Source organism: Haemophilus sp. HMSC071C11 (assembly GCF_001837655.1).
GTDB lineage: Bacteria > Pseudomonadota > Gammaproteobacteria > Enterobacterales > Pasteurellaceae > Haemophilus > Haemophilus influenzae.
The window spans coordinates 134,724-151,775 of record NZ_KV833404.1 but is presented as its reverse complement, the minus strand read 5'-3'; the positions used below and the strand labels follow the sequence as shown (position 1 = coordinate 151,775).

Here is a 17,052-nt window from a genome sequence, read left to right as displayed (position 1 = left end):
GGGGTTTCCCCATGTGAGAGTAGGGCACCGCCGGGTTACCAAATAAAAATCTAAATATAAATCTATCTAAGACAGATAAAATTAAATTAAGTAAAAACAGAATTAAAATTAAAAAAATTAGATAAAGAAAAAATAACCCCAGTTGAAAAACTAGGGTTTTTGTTTTTTCCTAAAAATCAGAATATTTGAATTCTTTGTAAGGTTGTTGTATTGCTGTAAAAAATTTCTCTAGATTAACCATACTTTGATAGATAAATGTAATTATTCCTAAATCTATAAATATATTCTAATATTTTTAAAGTAATTAATAACCTATATGTATTTTGTTCGTACTCTTTACTATTTAGGACATTGCTATAAATTTATAACAGGATACATTGTAATTATGTTATAAAGGTACATTGCTTTTATATGAAAAGTTATATCAAATTATTAATAACTTGTTACATAATACTGGAGCTTTAACTTTCTTCTTAATAGTTTATTCTAATGATATTCTTATATTAGAAAAGTTAGTAAGACATAAGGTGTCGTTTTGAATAGTGATATTTGTGAAAACTAATGATATTAATCGGAAAGAAAGAAAAACAAGAATAAATATGCGTTGGCTTTGTTGTTAGACTAGACATTAAATTATATTTAAATTTTTAGGTGAGTTTAGTTTCTATTATGAATAGTAATAGGGTAAAGATAAAATATAATTTTAATACTCATCTATAATTTCAGATATTGTATTTATTTTGGATTTATTATTTAAATTTGCTCTTCAAAGAATACTAAAATTAGTATAGGGGATTATACCTATTATCTCTACATTCTTTAATGATGTATTTATCTTAATATATCTCCTATATTAAGATAAATTTTCTGTAAATTTTTTTCAAAAAAGTATATTTATGATTAATCTTGTATAATGGACATTATAGTTAGGTTTTGCTTAATTATAGTTATGATAAAGCCCGATTAGATTCAATCGGGCTATTTATTCTAAAATTTCTGAGATAGGCTAAATTTGATATTTCTACCTGTTCCAGAAGCCAATTCGCCTAGATAAGGGTTGTATGCTCGATTGAATAAATTATCCACTGTAATCTTAATATTCATACCTTTAATTTTTGCAGGGCTCCAAGAAAGGAATAGGTTATGTAGGCTATATCCTCTTGAAGCTGGCAATGACCAATATTTTGCTTCAGGGTCACCAGATAATGGTGATCGATCTTGTCTTCTTACAAACTCAGCACGCCAGCCAGCTGTAAAATTATATTTGGGAATATTAAAACCTAAAGCAGTAGTTGCTTTTCTAGGGGGTATTTCTGCAATCCATGTTGAGGTTTTACCCCATGGGTTTCTTGGTGAGGTGTCACGTTTTCCTTTTACATAAGAATATGTTATCTCACCAAATAAATAAGTAGATTGGTAATAAGCTTCTAACTCTGCACCTTGAATAACATAACCTGGCAAATTACGATAATTTCCAATGATTTTAGGACAAACATGATTGGTATCTGCAGCATTGCCTACACAATTAACTCCTCTGGTTTTAAATATTTCATTCTTGCCGCGATTGTAAAAATAAGTAGTTCTAAATTGAAAAACATCATTTTCCTGAAATAGATGATTGAGAGTAATAATTCCACCCACTCTCGTTTGATTAATCATTTCTTTTTCTAAATTTAAAGAGGTTGCTGTTACAGGCCCAGAAGATTGCTTATATTGCGTCTCATATTGTTCATCAATAACAGGTGCACGCCAAGTTCTACTAAAATTTGTAAATAAACTTAAATAATGGTTTACATCATACTTAAGACCTAAATAATAAGACCAGCCATTATAATTTTTCTGACTATAATTCTGCCCCACAGATATATCATTATATTGTGGTGCAAAATTTTTCTGCCCTATATTATTGATATGGTCATAACGCACTCCTGTGCTAAAAATTATATTCTTCCATGTTATTTGATCTTGTAAATAAAGTGCCTGTGTATATTGACGTCCAGAAGGCATATAATAAGGTTGAAAATAGCCATAATTATAGTCCTCTTTTTTCACTTTACTTTTATCGTACATTAAAGTATTTCTTGTGTTTTTTAACCATTGCAAACCAAATAGTAGTTCATGCCGAGTACTTTTGATATTAAAAGTACTTGTGTTATTTATATCAAAAGTAAGATCTGAATAAGTTATCCAGCTTTGATTACCGAGTGTACCCAGAAATACAGGAGGGGCTTTTTCGGGGCGAGTATCATTTTGTGTGGTTTTACTGTAGCTGAACTGAGTAGATAAGTTAATCCATGGGTTATTTTCAGGTAGATAGTTGTATTTTAATGTGTAATTTTTATCTTTTTGATCTCGATAAACCAGTTTACGTTTCCAAGCAATATCAGCACCATAACGCATTATATCACCCGAACTTGGTTTAGGTAGGATATCTCTTTTTGCTGCGAAAGGCTCCCAGCCTTTATGAATACCATAAACACTCGATAATGTGAGTAAATGCTCGGGTGAAATTTGCCAATTTACTTTTATTAATCCGGTTTTTTGATTATTTTTTGAAAAAAGAATTTTGCTATTATCGGGTCTTTTATAATCGCCAGCATTTCTTACAGAACCAAATAATAATAAATCAATATTTTTTTGTTCATTTTGTAAAACTAGTGCAGTACTATAAGTTTTTTGGTTATTATTGCTATTATTTCCATACTTTAAAAAACCACCTATTTTCTGGTTTTCTTGCAAGAAATCCCTAGCAGCCTTAGTTTCAAATTTTACTGTTCCAGCAAAACCACCATTACCATATTGAGGAGAATAATTTCCTTTGTCTACTGTTACTCTTCTTAATAATTCAGGCTCAATAAAAATAGAACCCTGTTGGTATTTTTCAAAACTTTTTGTAGCCCCATCTAACTGCACTCTAACATCTTCAGCGTCACCCATTCCATTAATATTTAATGTTTGCCCACCAGGACGAAATCCGCCAGCCATATTCACACCTGGTAAGATATTAATTAAGTTTGCTGCATTATCAGCTTGTTGTTGTTCGATATTTTTCTGTTTTAATACTGAACGACCAGGTAGTTTATTACTATCATCATTAGTGTTCACAATAATAGGTAATAACTCCTCTCTATTAGAATTAGAAGAATTTTGTTTTGCGGTTACATTTAGTTGAATACCTACAAGGGTAACTAATAAAAAGATACGTTTATTAATTAAAATATTCATATATACCCTTAAATCTTAATGATAATTATTTATATTTATTCTAAGTTTAACGATGATAAAAGCAAGATATTTTTACTTATATAAATTAATTGTAAGATGCAGATTTTTTATAGCCAAATACAACACTCTTTTCAAACAACAAGTCATCGAATTTTATATTCAAAATGGTAAAAATTATTCACTCATCAGTAAACATTTTCAACTTGACAGTAGAACATTGCGACATTGGATTAACCAGTTTAATCATAGTAGAATCAATTGGTTAGCTGTGTTGGGTAAGAAGCGAAATTACTCACTTAAATTTAAACTTAACGTGATACAAACGGTTAAAAACGGGCAATTTTTGTAGAAACTTCCTGTTTATACTTTTAGTTCTTCACTTTTTCTCACATTTTCGACAGCTTGATCAGTCTCAACACGTTGCATAAAAGCCGAAAGTTGTGTTAAGTGGCTGAAATCTATACCCACTGCTCGACACCAATTGAGCATAATGTAAAGATAGGCATCTGCAACGGAAATATCTTCTCCAAAATAAATGTGACTTTCTAAATGCTCATTTGCGACTGCAAGTTGATCTAAAATTTGCTCTACTGCTTGTTGGCGAATAGTGTGTGCAAGTGTTTCGTTATCTTTTGCATAGTTTGGCAAACGGAACAGAGGCACAAATGATTTATGCACATCGGAATTAAAAAATGCTAACCAGCGAGCTGCTTTGGCTTTATCACGTACGGTTTTGCTACCAAATAATTTTGAATTAGGATAAAGTTCATCTAAATAGTGCAAAATCGCTTGGTTCTGCGAAAGAACTAAATCGCCATCAACTAATACAGGTACTGCCCCGCGTGGATTCAATGATAAAAATTCAGGTGATTTAATTAACTCACGAGTGACAGGTTCAAATTCATAATCAGCATTTTCACGTATTTTTACCCACTCTAATGCCACATGTGGAACAAATGAACACGCACCAATTAAACCATATAATTTCATAAAATACTCCTGTTGGTTTATGATCTATTGATGGAATTATACTGTTTTATACGTGGAATATCTAACTTATTAAAATTGCTTCTTACTATTGTTTAATCGTAAAGTGAACTAATATTATAACAATTTAGATACTTTGATATGTTTTTTAGAGTAATGCTCTGGATATTGATGTCAATTGAAAGATAAATTTTCTATGTTATAGATATAATTTTATAATAGAATAAAGTTCCTAATTGGCTTGAATGCCAAAAAATTTAAAACAGTTATTGTAAGGCTTTGATAATAAAAAAGCGTGGAAATTTTAAAATCCACGCTTTTTTATCTTCTAGAAGGATTATTTTCCGATAACGTCTAATCCGCCCATATATGGACGTAGCTCTTCTGGCACGGTAATTGAACCATCGGCATTTTGATAGTTTTCAAGTACAGCCACTAAAGTACGACCAACCGCTAAGCCTGAACCATTTAATGTGTGCACTAAGCGAGTTTTCTTATCGCCTTTTGCTTTACAGCGAGCTTGCATACGGCGAGCTTGGAAATCCCACATATTTGAGCAAGAAGAAATTTCTCGATAAGTATTTTGTGCAGGCAGCCAAACTTCTAAATCGTAAGTTTTGCAAGAACCAAAGCCCATATCGCCTGTGCAAAGTAAAACTTTACGGTATGGTAAATTTAATAATTGCAATACTTTTTCCGCATGACCTGTTAATTCTTCAAGTGCTTCCATTGATTTATCTGGATCAACGATTTGTACCATTTCTACTTTATCAAATTGGTGCATACGAATTAAACCACGAGTATCACGACCGTAAGAGCCAGCTTCAGAACGGAAACATGGCGTATGTGCGGTCATTTTTATTGGTAATTCTGCTTCATCAATAATTACATCACGCACTAAATTAGTGACGGGCACTTCTGCGGTTGGAATTAATGCGTAAGGTTGTTCGCCTTCTAAGGCTAAAGTATGGAATAAATCTTCCCCGAATTTTGGTAATTGCCCTGTACCATAAAGTGTTGCGTGATTTACTAAATAAGGCACATAGGTTTCTAAATAGCCGTGTTGTTCAGTATGAAGATCTAACATGAATTGTGCCAATGCGCGGTGCATTTTAGCGATTTGACCTTTCATTACGGCAAAACGCGCACCAGCTAATTTAGCCCCAGCAGCAAAATCTAAGCCATTTGCTTCTTCACCCAAAGTGATATGATCTTTCACTTCAAAATCAAATGTATGCGGTGTACCCCAACGTAAGATTTCTTTATTTTCTGTGTCATCTTTGCCTAATGGCACTTCGTCTGCGGGTAGATTTGGAATACTTAATGCAATTTGATTGATTTCTGCAAGTACCGCATCTAATTGTGCTTTTGCTTCAGTCAATTGATTGCCCATATCATCCATTTCTGCCAATAATGGTGCGATATCTTCACCACGCACTTTAGCAGCACCAATGGCTTTGGAACGAGCATTACGTTCCGCTTGTAAGTTTTCGGTAGTGACTTGTAAGTTTTTGCGCTGATCTTCTAACGCGGTGAGTTTTTCCGTATCAAGCATAAAGTTGCGTTTTACTTTTAATTTTTCTGCGACTTCTGCTAAATTATTACGGAGTAAATTTGGATCGATCATAGAATTTCCTTACTTTTTTCGTTGAAATGAAAACAATCTTATTCTAGCGTGCTTTCTTCAAATAAACCAGTTTAAAAGCCAACGTATAAAAATAAAGAAAAATTGACCGCACTTTGTATTAGAATCCACGCCCCATTTAGTTAGTGGTGATGCTGATGCCGTTGATATGGTAAAAATTGAGCGTAAGGCGACAGATTCTGCGTATCATGAATTTACAAAAATTCTTACTTCATCCGCTCAATTAGTGGCTTTTTTAAATCAATCTGATTTTGTGAAAGCGAGAGCTAAAGTTGAAAATGAAACTGTTCAGCAAATTGCCTCACATTTTAAGTTTTCTCAAGAAAATAATCTTAATCAATTAATTCTATCCTCTTTTGATCGTAAAGAAGAGGATCAACTTTTTGTGGAATACATTCGTTATGTGAATAATCAAGCGCGCCAAACATTAAATAATGAATTGATTACAAAATGGAAATCGTTATTTGAAAAAAGAAAAATTACGGATTAAAGATGAGCTTTATGAATACCTCAAGAAAAAATCACAAGAATAGTAGAAAGCCGACAAATGTCGGCTTTTTTGTTGCACTGTTTTTAGTGTTACACCACAGGTTTTTGTCGATAAAACAATAAGCCTGGTAAAGCTAATCCAAATACTATTGCGCCTAGGATAAAACTGGTATTAATAAAGGAGCTAATCATCTGTTCAAATAAAGCATCAGAAAAGCCAAAATGATGAATTTGTACCATTGAAATCATTGCTTTATAAGCATGAACACCGGGGATCATGGGGATAATTGCGGCAACGGTGAAGGCTTTGGGATGGGCTAAATAACGATGGGAAAGATGCACGCCTAAAAATCCAATCACACAAGTGGCAAAGAATGTAGCAAATACAATAGGCATATTAATATGCAGTAATAATGTGCGTGTAACATGCCCAAGTGCGGCTAAAATTGCACAATATTTTAAGGCTTTGGGCGGCACATTAAATACTAAAGCAAAGCCCACCGCTGGAATCGCAGCACATAGCATATCATCGAGTAATTTCAAGATAAATATTGTGATGTCTGATAACATTTTAATGCCCCCAAGTTGTAATATGTAATAGGCTTAAAGCGAATACAATACCAAGACATGCGCCAAAAGTGAGAACAGTCGCAATCGTCCAACGGCCTAATCCCATATTCACATAACCTTTTAATATATCCGCCAAAGAATTAATCAGAGGAAACCCTGGCACAAGTAATAACACACTAGACGCTAAAGCAATTTGAGGATCGTTACCTAAGTTATATTTTAAGCTCACGCCAGAAATCAGAGAGGCGACGAAAGAGGTGATGGAAAAGACGATAAGGGGATTATAGTGCCGTTTAGAAAATTCTTGTCGCACAAACATGGCAATGGCGGCTGCCACAAAGGTAATGCTACAAATTATCCAGTCTCCGCCAGATAAATGGGCGAATGCTGCACAAGATAAGCCAATCATGAATACAACTAACCATCGGTTATATTTAAGCGGTTTTAATTGATCCAGTTTTCTTTGTACGATCTCTAACTCATACAAATGATGCTCAACGGCAATCACAATGCGTTGAACATCAGTAACCATTTGCATATTAATGCCTTTATCTGTATTTTTTCGTGCGGTAGTAATGCAATGATTATCTGATAAGGTCGTCAGCACAACTGCATTTGCCGTAAGCGCACATTCTACACTTTCTACGCCAAGTGCTACGCCTAAACGCTGTGCCATTTGCACCACCACGGTACTTTCTGCCCCATGTTGTAACAAGAGCAGTGCCGTTTGTACGCACACGCGAGTCACCGCCCGTTGATATTCGTGTTCCATATCTTTCTTCTCTATCAAAATATACCTAGAAAGAATTATAAAAATCTTTTCTAAAAAATGCGCAAAAAAAGAACCGCACTTATGATCCAAGTCAAAAGTGCGGTTCAATTTGGCGGAGTTTTTTATGATTAAAGTTTGACGACTTTCGCCTGTTTTATCATATTATCGCCCACTTCAAGAATAGTGATTAGCAAACCATCAATTTCGCAAATCGTGCCTTCATCGGGTATTTCCTCTAAGTGTTCTAAGATTAAACCATTAAAAGTACGAGCATCTTCTGTATCTAATTCCCAGTTAAACATTTTGTTGAGATCGCGTAGATTAGCGGAGCCATCGATAATCATTGAACCATCAGACTGTTGAATTACTTCTTTGTCAATGCTTGGGGCGGTGGAAGTGGTAAAATCCCCAACAATTTCTTCCAAAATATCTTCCAACGTCACAAGCCCTTTAATATCGCCGTATTCATCTACAACTAAGCCAATTCGCTCTTTATTTGTACGGAAATTTGCAAGTTGCGTTTTTAATGGCGTGCTTTCAGGAATGAAATACACTTCATCTGCGGCACGAATTAAGGTTTCTTTGGTAAATTCATTTTTTTCAAGCAGTAAGCGGAATGCTTCACGCACGCGCAAAATGCCAAGCACTTGTTCATCAAGGCTGCCTTTGTAAAGCACCACGCGGTTATGTGCAGCATGATTGAGCTGGCGCATAATAGCTCGCCAATCATCATCAATATTTATACCGCCGATTTCGTTGCGGGGAACCATAATGTCATCAACAGTGACTGTCTCCATATCCAAAATAGACAGCAACATTTGTGGATGTTGTTCATTTGGTGTTGCTTCGCCTGCTTCTGACACAATACTACGCAGTTCTTCACTACTAATTACTTGTTTTTGCATATCAAGTTTTAACCCTACTATTTGCATCAAGGATTTAGTAAAAATATTCATTAACCAAACGAGCGGATAAAAGATTTTAAGCAATGAAGTTAAAATATGACTTGAAAAAAAACTCACTTTTTCTGCGTGCATTGCAGCCACCGTTTTGGGGAATATTTCAGAAAATACAAGCATTACGAAAGTGAGCAAACCCGTTGCAATCGCCACGCCAGCATCGCCATATAAACGCATACCAATTACTGTTGCAATTGCAGATGCGCTGATATTCACAAGGTTATTAAAAATAAGAATAAAACTTAACAAAGTATCTGGCTTTTCTAGCAGTTTTTCCGCTTTTTTCGCGCCTTTATTGCCTTGTTCAGATAGAAAACGAAGACGATATTTATTGAGGGAGAGTAGTCCAGTTTCAGAACCAGAAAAATAGGCTGATAAAACTAAACAGATAATAAGAATAATAAATAAAGTACTAAGGGGAATGCTATCCAAGGGAAAATCCTTTTGTTCGTTAATCAACAAAAAGTGCGGTCATTTTTCACCGCACTTTTTACCTGTTATTTGATTTTGCTAAATCAAATAGCTGCTCAAATAGCCAAGAGTGGGCAGAATAATACCTGAAATTGGCTAAATAATCATTCTTTTTCCTTATCTCCTATGCTTTCTTCATGAAATTGCCTACTCAAAAATCCATTTTCATTTGAAATGATGAAAAACGCCTAAATTTCGGTATAATCAGCACAATTTTTTAAGAAAAACAGGATTGTTAGCCATGTTTGAGAATTTATCGGATCGCCTTTCCAAAACCTTACGTAATATCACAGGAAAAGGCCGTTTAACGGAAGATAATATTAAAGAAACCTTGCGCGAAGTGCGTATGGCATTACTTGAAGCCGATGTTGCCTTGCCTGTGGTGCGTGAATTTATCGCAAAAGTAAAAGAAAGCGCGCTTGGGGAAGAAGTCAATAAAAGTTTAACGCCAGGGCAAGAGTTCTTAAAAATCGTTCAGCGTGAGCTTGAAAAAGCCATGGGCGAAGCCAATGAAAGTTTAAATCTTGCAACCCAACCACCAGCAGTTATCTTAATGGCAGGTTTACAAGGTGCGGGTAAAACCACCAGCGTGGGTAAATTGGCAAAATTCTTGCGTGAACGCCATAAAAAGAAAGTGTTAGTGGTGTCTGCTGACGTATATCGCCCTGCTGCGATTAAGCAACTTGAAACCTTGGCTCAATCCGTTGGCGTGGATTTTTTTCCATCGGATGTTAAACAAAACCCCGTTGATATTGCTAAAGAGGCACTTGCTGATGCAAAACTGAAATTCTACGATGTGTTGATTGTGGATACGGCAGGTCGCCTACACGTTGATACAGAAATGATGGACGAAATCAAGCAAGTCCATGCTGCATTAAATCCAATCGAAACCCTTTTCACTGTTGATGCGATGACTGGTCAAGATGCGGCAAATACAGCAAAAGCCTTTAATGAAGCATTGCCTCTTACAGGGGTTATTTTGACGAAAGTGGACGGTGATGCGCGCGGTGGTGCGGCGTTATCGATTCGTCAAATCACAGGTAAACCAATTAAATTCTTGGGTGTGGGTGAGAAAACGGAGGCACTTGAGCCGTTCCATCCTGATCGTGTTGCTTCCCGTATTTTGGGCATGGGCGATGTGCTTTCATTGATTGAGGATCTTGAACGTTCTGTTGATCGTGAAAAAGCGGAAAAAATGGCGCAGAAATTCAAGAAAGGCGATGATTTCACTTTAGATGATTTCCGCGAACAGCTGATCGAAATGAAAAAAATGGGTGGCATGATGTCTATGCTTGAGAAATTACCAGGTGCAAAAAATTTGCCTGAGCACGTTAAAAATCAAGTGGATGACAAAATGTTTGTCAAAATGGAAGCGATCATTAACTCCATGACCCTAAAAGAACGTGCCAACCCAGATATTATCAAAGGATCTCGCCGTCGTCGTATTGCATTAGGTTCTGGCACTCAAGTGCAAGATGTCAATAAATTACTTAAACAATTCGATGAAATGCAACGTATGATGAAGAAAATGCGTAAAGGCGGCATGGCTAAAATGATGCGTGGAATGCAAGGCTTAATGGGCGGAGGCTTAGGCGGTTTAGGCGGAATGTTTAAACGATAATTTCAGAAGATAAAAGTGCGGTTAAAAAAGAAATATTTTTACCGCACTTTTGTGTTTTATGAATTATAGCTAATTTATAAATTATTCTAATTAACGACGTTGCTGTTATGGAAACTATATTTAATTTTCTCTTTTAAGTATGTGAAAAAATTAATTAATGTTTACGATGATATTAATTTAGATAGAAAAGGAGAGCCGAACGTTAATTTTTCAGGCAATCTTTTCTATCCAGCCAAAGCCCGTTGCAAACTTTGCGTCCAAGCGGTTCTAAATGCGGCATCTTTGGCAAAAAGTTTGTATAGCTCTAATTCATCCCTATGGCGTTCGCTCATCACATCGCGCAAAATGGCTTGGAAAGCCAATTCACGGGTATGAATATCCGGGTTATTTTGATATTTCTGCTCAAAGTCTTTATGGCTGCGGATGCGCTCGGTAATATTGATAAATTTTACCCGTTGCTCATCCGGCGTTGCGCTCCAATCTTGAAACCATCTTTCGTTAAATACACGAATAATTTCATCAATCGGATCTTTTTCTTTATCTTCACCATGCGTACCGCGCGGATTGGGGTTTTGCGGGTCAAGCTCTGTTTCTTCATCATCTAATTTAATGCTGTAATTCAGCTTGGTGCGCGCCAAGCCGTAAGAGCTTAAATCCACTGCATCTAAAATTTCATCAAATTCATCCATCGGGTCTTGTACTTTTAATTTGGGTACTAAGAATTTGAGGAACCAATAGAGCTTTTCCCAAGCGATATTTTCAAAATTGATGATGGAGGCCATTTGCCCGTAAATTTTTAAAAACTGTTTTGCCTTGATTTTAAAATCAACTTTTTCATTTCGATCCAAATCCAATTCCAATTCATCATCAAAACGTTGGACAGCCACATCAATCATACTGCTTAATTGCTGTGCGTCTTTATTGGCAAAATAGCCTTCAGTAAAATCGTTGACCTCCGCTTGTTCGTACACGCCGGTTTCATCCAACCGGTCTTTCAAATCATGCAAGACATTGACATCGGTTGCCTGCGACAACGAAGTAGAAGTATAAAACGGCTCAAATGCCTGCTGAATATCTTCAACGCTGTTAAAAAAGTCCAATACAAACAAATCTTCCGTGCGTTTACTCAACTTATTCGCACTGCGATTCAAACGAGATAAAGCCTGCACGCAAAGCACGCCGGAGAGTTTCTTATCCACATACATGGCACACAATTTCGGCTGATCGAAACCGGTCAGATATTTATTGGCGACCACCAGCAAACGATATTCATCTTGATCGAAATACTCTTTGGTTTCGCTTTCTGCAAAGCCGTTCATTTCCGCTTCGGTGTATTCGACACCGTCAACCACTTTACTGCCTGAAAACGCAATCGCAATTTTAAACGGATTACCCCGCCCGGCCAGCAAATGTTTTAACGCCTGAAAATAGCGGATGGCGGTTTCAATATTTTGCGTTACCACCATTCCCTTGGCTTTGCCTTTGAGTTTTTTACGGTTGAAAACTTGGTAAATAAAATGATCCAGCATTATCTCCGCTTTAGTATCAATCGTTTGTTGCGAACGCTCCACATAGGCTTTCAGACGGCTTTGAGCCTTTTTACTATCAAACTCCGGATTATCTTCAATCGACTTAGTGATCTCATAAAAACTTTTATAGGTGGTGTAATTGGCGATTACATCCAAAATAAAGCCTTCTTCAATCGCCTGCTTCATAGAATAAAGGTGGAACGGCTTAAACTTGCCATCCGCCTGTTTTTCGCCGAATTTTTCCAAAGTGCTGTTTTTCGGTGTGGCGGTGAAAGCAAAATACGACGCATTGCCGTGCATTTTGCGGGATTGCATGGTTTGTAAAATCAAATCTTGCACATCTTCAGCATCAAGGTCTTCCGTTTTGCCGATGGCCCGGTTCATATTGTCGTGTGCCGAACCTGATTGTGAGCTGTGTGCCTCATCAATAATCACCGCAAATTGTTTGTCGCCTAAATCAGCAATGCCATCGACAATAAACGGGAATTTTTGAATCGTGGTAATAATGATTTTTTTGCCCTGCTCAAGCGATTGGCGCAACTCTGCCGAACTCAACGCCGGCGCAACAATGTTTTTAACTTCTGAAAAATCTTTGATATTGTCGCGCAGTTGCTTATCCAACAAACGACGGTCGGTTACGACAATCACCGAATCAAAAATCGGGCGGTCTGCCTCTCTACCGTTTGCCGCCTTTTCATTGCGCGGATATGCCTCAATCAACTGATACGCCAGCCAAGTAATGGAATTAGACTTGCCCGAACCGGCAGAATGTTGAATCAAATAACGTTTACCCACGCCATGTTCACTGACATCAGCAATCAAACGGCGGACCACATCTAATTGGTGATAGCGAGGGAAAAAGAGGGTACGTTTATCCAACGGATCTTTGGTTGAACCGTCTAAGCGCATAAAATGCTGAATAATGTTGGCAAGGCTTGCTTTGCCGAACACCTCTTGCCATAAATACGCCGTGCGGTGTCCATTGGGATTGGGCGGATTACCCTTACCGCAGTTGTTGCCCAAGTTAAACGGCAAGAAAAACGTAGCAGGCCCCGCCAATTTGGTGGTCATATAAGCTTCTTCCGTATCTAAGGCAAAATGCGCCAAACAACGCCCGAAATGGAACAACGTTTGGCTTAAATCACGGTTGAGGTATTGTTTTTGCGCATCAATGGCTGTCTGACCTGTCCAATGGTTTTTCAGCTCAAGGGCAATAATCGGCAAGCCATTGGCAAACAGCACCATATCCACCGTTTCATTGCTTGAGGCAGAATAAGGCACTTGACGCATACAGCTAAACAAATTCTGTTCAAAACGCTGCTTGACCTTTTCGCCGCTGCTGGCAAGCGGAACGGGGTAGAGCAAATCAAAATGGGCGCTATCAATATCCAAGCCTTTTTTCAGCAGGTGCAACACGCCGTTTTTCTTTATTTGGCGGTCTAATCGCTCCAAAATTTTACGCTGCCAGTCGTTTGGGTTGAGTTGTTGAAAACGGGCAAGTTCTGCCTCTTGGCTGGTTTGCAGGAATTGCCAAAACAGACGTGTGTCGATGGCAAACTGCGCATCAAAATCCTGTGAAAATGCCAGTTTAAAACCATGATGGCGCGGCAGGTATTCAGCCTTCGGCTCGCCCAGCTTATTTTCCATGTTTTCACGCCAAGTGCCAGTTAAGGCTTTTTCGATGGCAATTTCTAAATCTTTTTCCTTAGTTCCTGAAACCATTTTTCACCCTTTTGTGAATTTTTTAAATTTATTCATTACGCCCAAGTTGTCGCGCCGATATTCAAAATCCATCGGATTTTTTGACCGCACTTTTCACACCTATACCCGCACCTTGCCGGTCACCACATCGTTAATCAACACGCTTTTATATTCTTTCAGCTTTTCAATATGGGCTGTTTTTAATGCGATTGCTCGATCAATTTTAGAGGTTTGTTTATCTAGGTAGTCGGCAATTTTTTGCTGTTCTAAATATGGAGGAATAGGTAGTAATAATTCTGCAAAATCAGAATAGCGAAAATCTGTTGAACGCTCTCTAATTCCTTTAGCTAAGGAGCTAATAAATCCTGATAATGCAAGATTTCTTAAGTAATAAGCGTAAAAATAGACATCGATTTTTTGTTTATCATGAGGCAAACAAACGGAATAAACTGGTGTTGCTTTACCATCTGAATCAGAAATACCAATTGCCCCTGCAAAAGCATCCATAGCGTGAATAACTAAATCACCTTTTCTAATTCCTTGGTAGCCGTGTTCTTTTAGCGCATTTGTAAATCCTTCAGTTCTTCGATTAGCTCTCAGAGTTACTTGCCCATCCCTAAAACAAGTAACAATTTGGTCTTCCTCATTCACTTTTCTTTCTATTTTCTTGAAAATGAATTTTGAACGTTGCACATCCCAATGCTCCGGCACTTGCCCTATCCATTCCACGCCGGAATCTTTTAACGGCACATCAGGGTTTAAGCCTCGGGTTACGGCATTTTGAATCAGGATCTGCTTGTGCTCTTTCAACAGGGCAATCTGCTTTTCCGCCAAATCCACCGCCTGATCGATTTTAGCGGTTTTATCGTCTAGGAATTGTGCGATTTTTTGTTGTTCGGAGAGAGGTGGAATAACCAAAATACTGTCTGAAATATGCCCATAGTTAATCGTTTGTCTTACACCTGAACCTAATAATTTCATATATGCAACATCGTATCTATGTAATAAATACGAAAAGTATTTTTTATTAATTATTTGTTTTTCTTTTAAAACAATGTAACCGGCACTTACAACAACGTCTATTTCTGATAAAGCAATTCTCAAACTAATTAGGTCATAATTTAAGTTTAAAGGATTTATTAAAAACTCGCCTTTTAACACCTCTTGATATGAACGTTTTGTTGCCTCTGTTACTTTATCATCCGATTTTTCAATAACTTTACCAAAACTAATGGCTCCACAATTAAGAGACAGGCTTTGCTTATGTTTTTTTTCAACAAATAATTGTTTCAAGCGTTTTAACTCCCAATGGCTCGGTACCTCCCCTAGCCAATCCACACCTGAATCTTTGTAACGCTCGTATCGTCTCATTTGCAAAAAATCCTTAAAATATGACCGCTCTTATTGATGCAATTTGTTGTCCGTTTAACTATAAAAAAACTTGCTTATTTCATGCCAAATCTTGCTTAAAAGATAAAAATCATTATTTTTCAGCAAGTTAAGCATTGTCAATTTCCTTGCTTAGCAAGCGATAAACCTTGCTTAATCTTTTCTAAAAGCATATTTGGCATTGGGGTCACGCTGTTTTACACTTTGTCTTTCAATAATACCTTGCTGAATAAAGGCATTTAAATACGCTCGGATCGAATTCTGATTGATTTTTGTATAGTCAACTAATTCTGACAATATCGCCGTACCATTTGTAAATAGATAAAGCAAAATGGCTTTTTGGGTGTCGTTGTAGTTTGTCCATTCTTTTTCAATCTGCAGCATAGTGGCTGTAGATACCGTTTTTTCATGTGCGGTAACACGGTTGCGCAATGTTAGATAAACATTGTTGTTTTGTTCTCTATATTCAGGCTTTGCCAATAATGATTTTTCCATTGACTCATAAATACGGGAAACGCCTTCATTAAGCTGACGGACATACCCAAGATCCTCTAAAACTCGTGCTATACGTGGATTCCGAGCGAATCGTTCCGTTTTAATATTTTCAATGGTGACTTGAGCAGGGAGAGGGCCACTATTACTAATTTCAAGACGATCGTCGAAATGTTTAATATAAATAACATTACCTTGAACATTGTAAGAACGATGACAAAGCGCATTTACAACACCTTCTAACCAAGCTTCTTCAGGATATTCCGGTACTTTGATAAATTTTCCCTGATTGACATCAAGAAAGTAATAATCCCTTAAAGAGGCTCTTAAAAAATAGGTCAGCTCCTCAATTAGCTTTGGAATATTATTTTCAAAACGTTGGTCTTTTATCACATTATGCTCAGTACCGACTTTCGCTACTGTACCTTCATAACGAACATAGCGGACTGATGCTGAAGGAATGTAACGTTCCGGCATGGTAGAAAAGAGTAAAATGGCTGATTTTTTAAACTGATAACAACCTTCCTTTTTGGTTAATAAATTTCGCTTGTATAATAAATCTAAGATATTATCGGAGGTAAAATTAACTTTCTTTTTATATAGCTCTAATAATTCTTGATCTAAATCTTCTTCATTAAAATCAGGAACTATTTCATCTTCAAATAGACGGATATTTTTATCATATTCAAGATTTTTGATTTGTTCTCTGGTGAGAGGGCCTCGATTACTATCTGCTACACGTAAGAACACATTTTCATTGTCTTTGCGACAATAAATACGCTCTAAATCTTGCTCTACGTGGAATAAGAAAACTAATTTTCCATCAACCAGAATTTCTTCCAGTCCAATCCGACAAGGCGGTGCAATAAAATCGAAAACCAATTTCCGATAATCATCTAATTTATCGCCAAGGCTATTCAAGTCTTGGATTTCGCCATTATCTGCCACACCAAAAGCCAAAACTCCGCCATCAGCATTGAGCATTCCAACTAATTCTTCAGCTATTTTAGTTGGCTTGATGTCTTTTTCTCCTAGTCCTTTGCGCTCAAAATATTGGTTTTCCGGCTGCATCTCTAAATAATTTTTTGTGATAATGCCGTTAATTTTAGAAAGCGGTTCTGTCATTATTATTCCTTGCTTATTTCATGCCAAATCTTGCTTAAAAGGTAAAATTCATTATTTTTCAATGTGTTATATATTTT

At 36.8% G+C, this 17,052-nt stretch carries 11 protein-coding genes and 1 pseudogene; 3 read left to right on the top strand and 9 right to left on the bottom strand.

All coding sequences use genetic code 11. The features are described 5' to 3' along the window. Positions 1 to 987: 987 nt before the first annotated feature. Positions 988 to 3,225 (bottom strand): TonB-dependent hemoglobin/transferrin/lactoferrin family receptor, encoded by a 2,238-nt coding sequence (locus tag HMPREF2644_RS03035; RefSeq protein ID WP_011271889.1) that lies wholly within the window; start codon positions 3,223 to 3,225, stop codon positions 988 to 990. Positions 3,226 to 3,334: 109 nt separating this feature from the next. Here HMPREF2644_RS03035 and HMPREF2644_RS03030 point away from each other — a divergent pair. Further along, positions 3,335 to 3,568, top strand: a pseudogene (locus HMPREF2644_RS03030) (helix-turn-helix domain-containing protein); the annotation flags it as partial. 17 nt (positions 3,569 to 3,585) lie between these two features. Here HMPREF2644_RS03030 and HMPREF2644_RS03025 read toward each other — a convergent pair. Continuing rightward, positions 3,586 to 4,215, bottom strand: a complete 630-nt coding sequence (locus HMPREF2644_RS03025; RefSeq protein ID WP_005654237.1) for a glutathione S-transferase family protein — start codon at positions 4,213 to 4,215, stop codon at positions 3,586 to 3,588. 334 nt (positions 4,216 to 4,549) lie between these two features. After that, positions 4,550 to 5,839, bottom strand: a complete 1,290-nt coding sequence (gene serS, locus HMPREF2644_RS03020) for a serine--tRNA ligase (RefSeq protein ID WP_011271887.1) — start codon at positions 5,837 to 5,839, stop codon at positions 4,550 to 4,552. 166 nt (positions 5,840 to 6,005) lie between these two features. Here serS and HMPREF2644_RS03015 point away from each other — a divergent pair, with 166 nt between their 5' ends. Continuing rightward, positions 6,006 to 6,347 (top strand): hypothetical protein, encoded by a 342-nt coding sequence (locus tag HMPREF2644_RS03015; protein WP_011271886.1) that lies wholly within the window; start codon positions 6,006 to 6,008, stop codon positions 6,345 to 6,347. 89 nt (positions 6,348 to 6,436) lie between these two features. On the opposite strand, the gene HMPREF2644_RS03010 is transcribed toward HMPREF2644_RS03015, so the two are convergent. From HMPREF2644_RS03010 to HMPREF2644_RS03000, 3 genes are all read right to left on the bottom strand, one after another. Continuing rightward, the gene (locus tag HMPREF2644_RS03010) at positions 6,437 to 6,916 is read right to left on the bottom strand and encodes a threonine/serine exporter family protein (protein ID WP_011271885.1); all 480 of its coding nucleotides are present in this window, start codon (positions 6,914 to 6,916) and stop codon (positions 6,437 to 6,439) included. 1 nt (position 6,917) lies between these two features. Further along, the gene (locus tag HMPREF2644_RS03005) at positions 6,918 to 7,688 is read right to left on the bottom strand and encodes a threonine/serine exporter family protein (RefSeq protein WP_013525480.1); all 771 of its coding nucleotides are present in this window, start codon (positions 7,686 to 7,688) and stop codon (positions 6,918 to 6,920) included. A gap of 128 nt (positions 7,689 to 7,816) precedes the next feature. Next, complete coding sequence (locus tag HMPREF2644_RS03000) at positions 7,817 to 9,079, bottom strand: HlyC/CorC family transporter (RefSeq protein WP_032828395.1); 1,263 nt, start codon at positions 9,077 to 9,079, stop codon at positions 7,817 to 7,819. Between the two features lie 280 nt (positions 9,080 to 9,359). On the opposite strand from HMPREF2644_RS03000, the gene ffh reads away from it, so the two are divergent. Continuing rightward, positions 9,360 to 10,739 (top strand): signal recognition particle protein, encoded by a 1,380-nt coding sequence (ffh, locus tag HMPREF2644_RS02995; RefSeq protein ID WP_011271882.1) that lies wholly within the window; start codon positions 9,360 to 9,362, stop codon positions 10,737 to 10,739. Positions 10,740 to 10,963: 224 nt separating this feature from the next. On the opposite strand, the gene HMPREF2644_RS02990 is transcribed toward ffh, so the two are convergent. The 3 genes from HMPREF2644_RS02990 to HMPREF2644_RS02980 all read right to left on the bottom strand — a co-directional run bounded on the left by HMPREF2644_RS02990 (position 10,964) and on the right by HMPREF2644_RS02980 (position 16,975). Further along, on the bottom strand, positions 10,964 to 13,990 hold the full coding sequence (locus HMPREF2644_RS02990) for a type I restriction endonuclease subunit R (protein ID WP_011271881.1): 3,027 nt from the start codon (positions 13,988 to 13,990) through the stop codon (positions 10,964 to 10,966). Positions 13,991 to 14,089: 99 nt separating this feature from the next. Continuing rightward, positions 14,090 to 15,340, bottom strand: a complete 1,251-nt coding sequence (locus HMPREF2644_RS02985) for a restriction endonuclease subunit S (protein WP_011271880.1) — start codon at positions 15,338 to 15,340, stop codon at positions 14,090 to 14,092. 171 nt (positions 15,341 to 15,511) lie between these two features. Continuing rightward, complete coding sequence (locus HMPREF2644_RS02980) at positions 15,512 to 16,975, bottom strand: ATP-binding protein (protein ID WP_005687643.1); 1,464 nt, start codon at positions 16,973 to 16,975, stop codon at positions 15,512 to 15,514. Positions 16,976 to 17,052 lie beyond the last annotated feature (77 nt).

Bases quoted from the DNA above. Each gene is read 5' to 3' on its own strand.
- HMPREF2644_RS03035 (WP_011271889.1), bottom strand. From the start codon at position 3,225: ATGAATATTTTAATTAATAAACGTATCTTTTTATTAGTTACCCTTGTA.
- HMPREF2644_RS03025 (WP_005654237.1), bottom strand. From the start codon at position 4,215: ATGAAATTATATGGTTTAATTGGTGCGTGTTCATTTGTTCCACATGTG.
- serS (WP_011271887.1), bottom strand. From the start codon at position 5,839: ATGATCGATCCAAATTTACTCCGTAATAATTTAGCAGAAGTCGCAGAA.
- HMPREF2644_RS03015 (WP_011271886.1), top strand. From the start codon at position 6,006: ATGGTAAAAATTGAGCGTAAGGCGACAGATTCTGCGTATCATGAATTT.
- HMPREF2644_RS03010 (WP_011271885.1), bottom strand. From the start codon at position 6,916: ATGTTATCAGACATCACAATATTTATCTTGAAATTACTCGATGATATG.
- HMPREF2644_RS03005 (WP_013525480.1), bottom strand. From the start codon at position 7,688: ATGGAACACGAATATCAACGGGCGGTGACTCGCGTGTGCGTACAAACG.
- ffh (WP_011271882.1), top strand. From the start codon at position 9,360: ATGTTTGAGAATTTATCGGATCGCCTTTCCAAAACCTTACGTAATATC.
- HMPREF2644_RS02990 (WP_011271881.1), bottom strand. From the start codon at position 13,990: ATGGTTTCAGGAACTAAGGAAAAAGATTTAGAAATTGCCATCGAAAAA.
- HMPREF2644_RS02985 (WP_011271880.1), bottom strand. From the start codon at position 15,340: ATGAGACGATACGAGCGTTACAAAGATTCAGGTGTGGATTGGCTAGGG.
- HMPREF2644_RS02980 (WP_005687643.1), bottom strand. From the start codon at position 16,975: ATGACAGAACCGCTTTCTAAAATTAACGGCATTATCACAAAAAATTAT.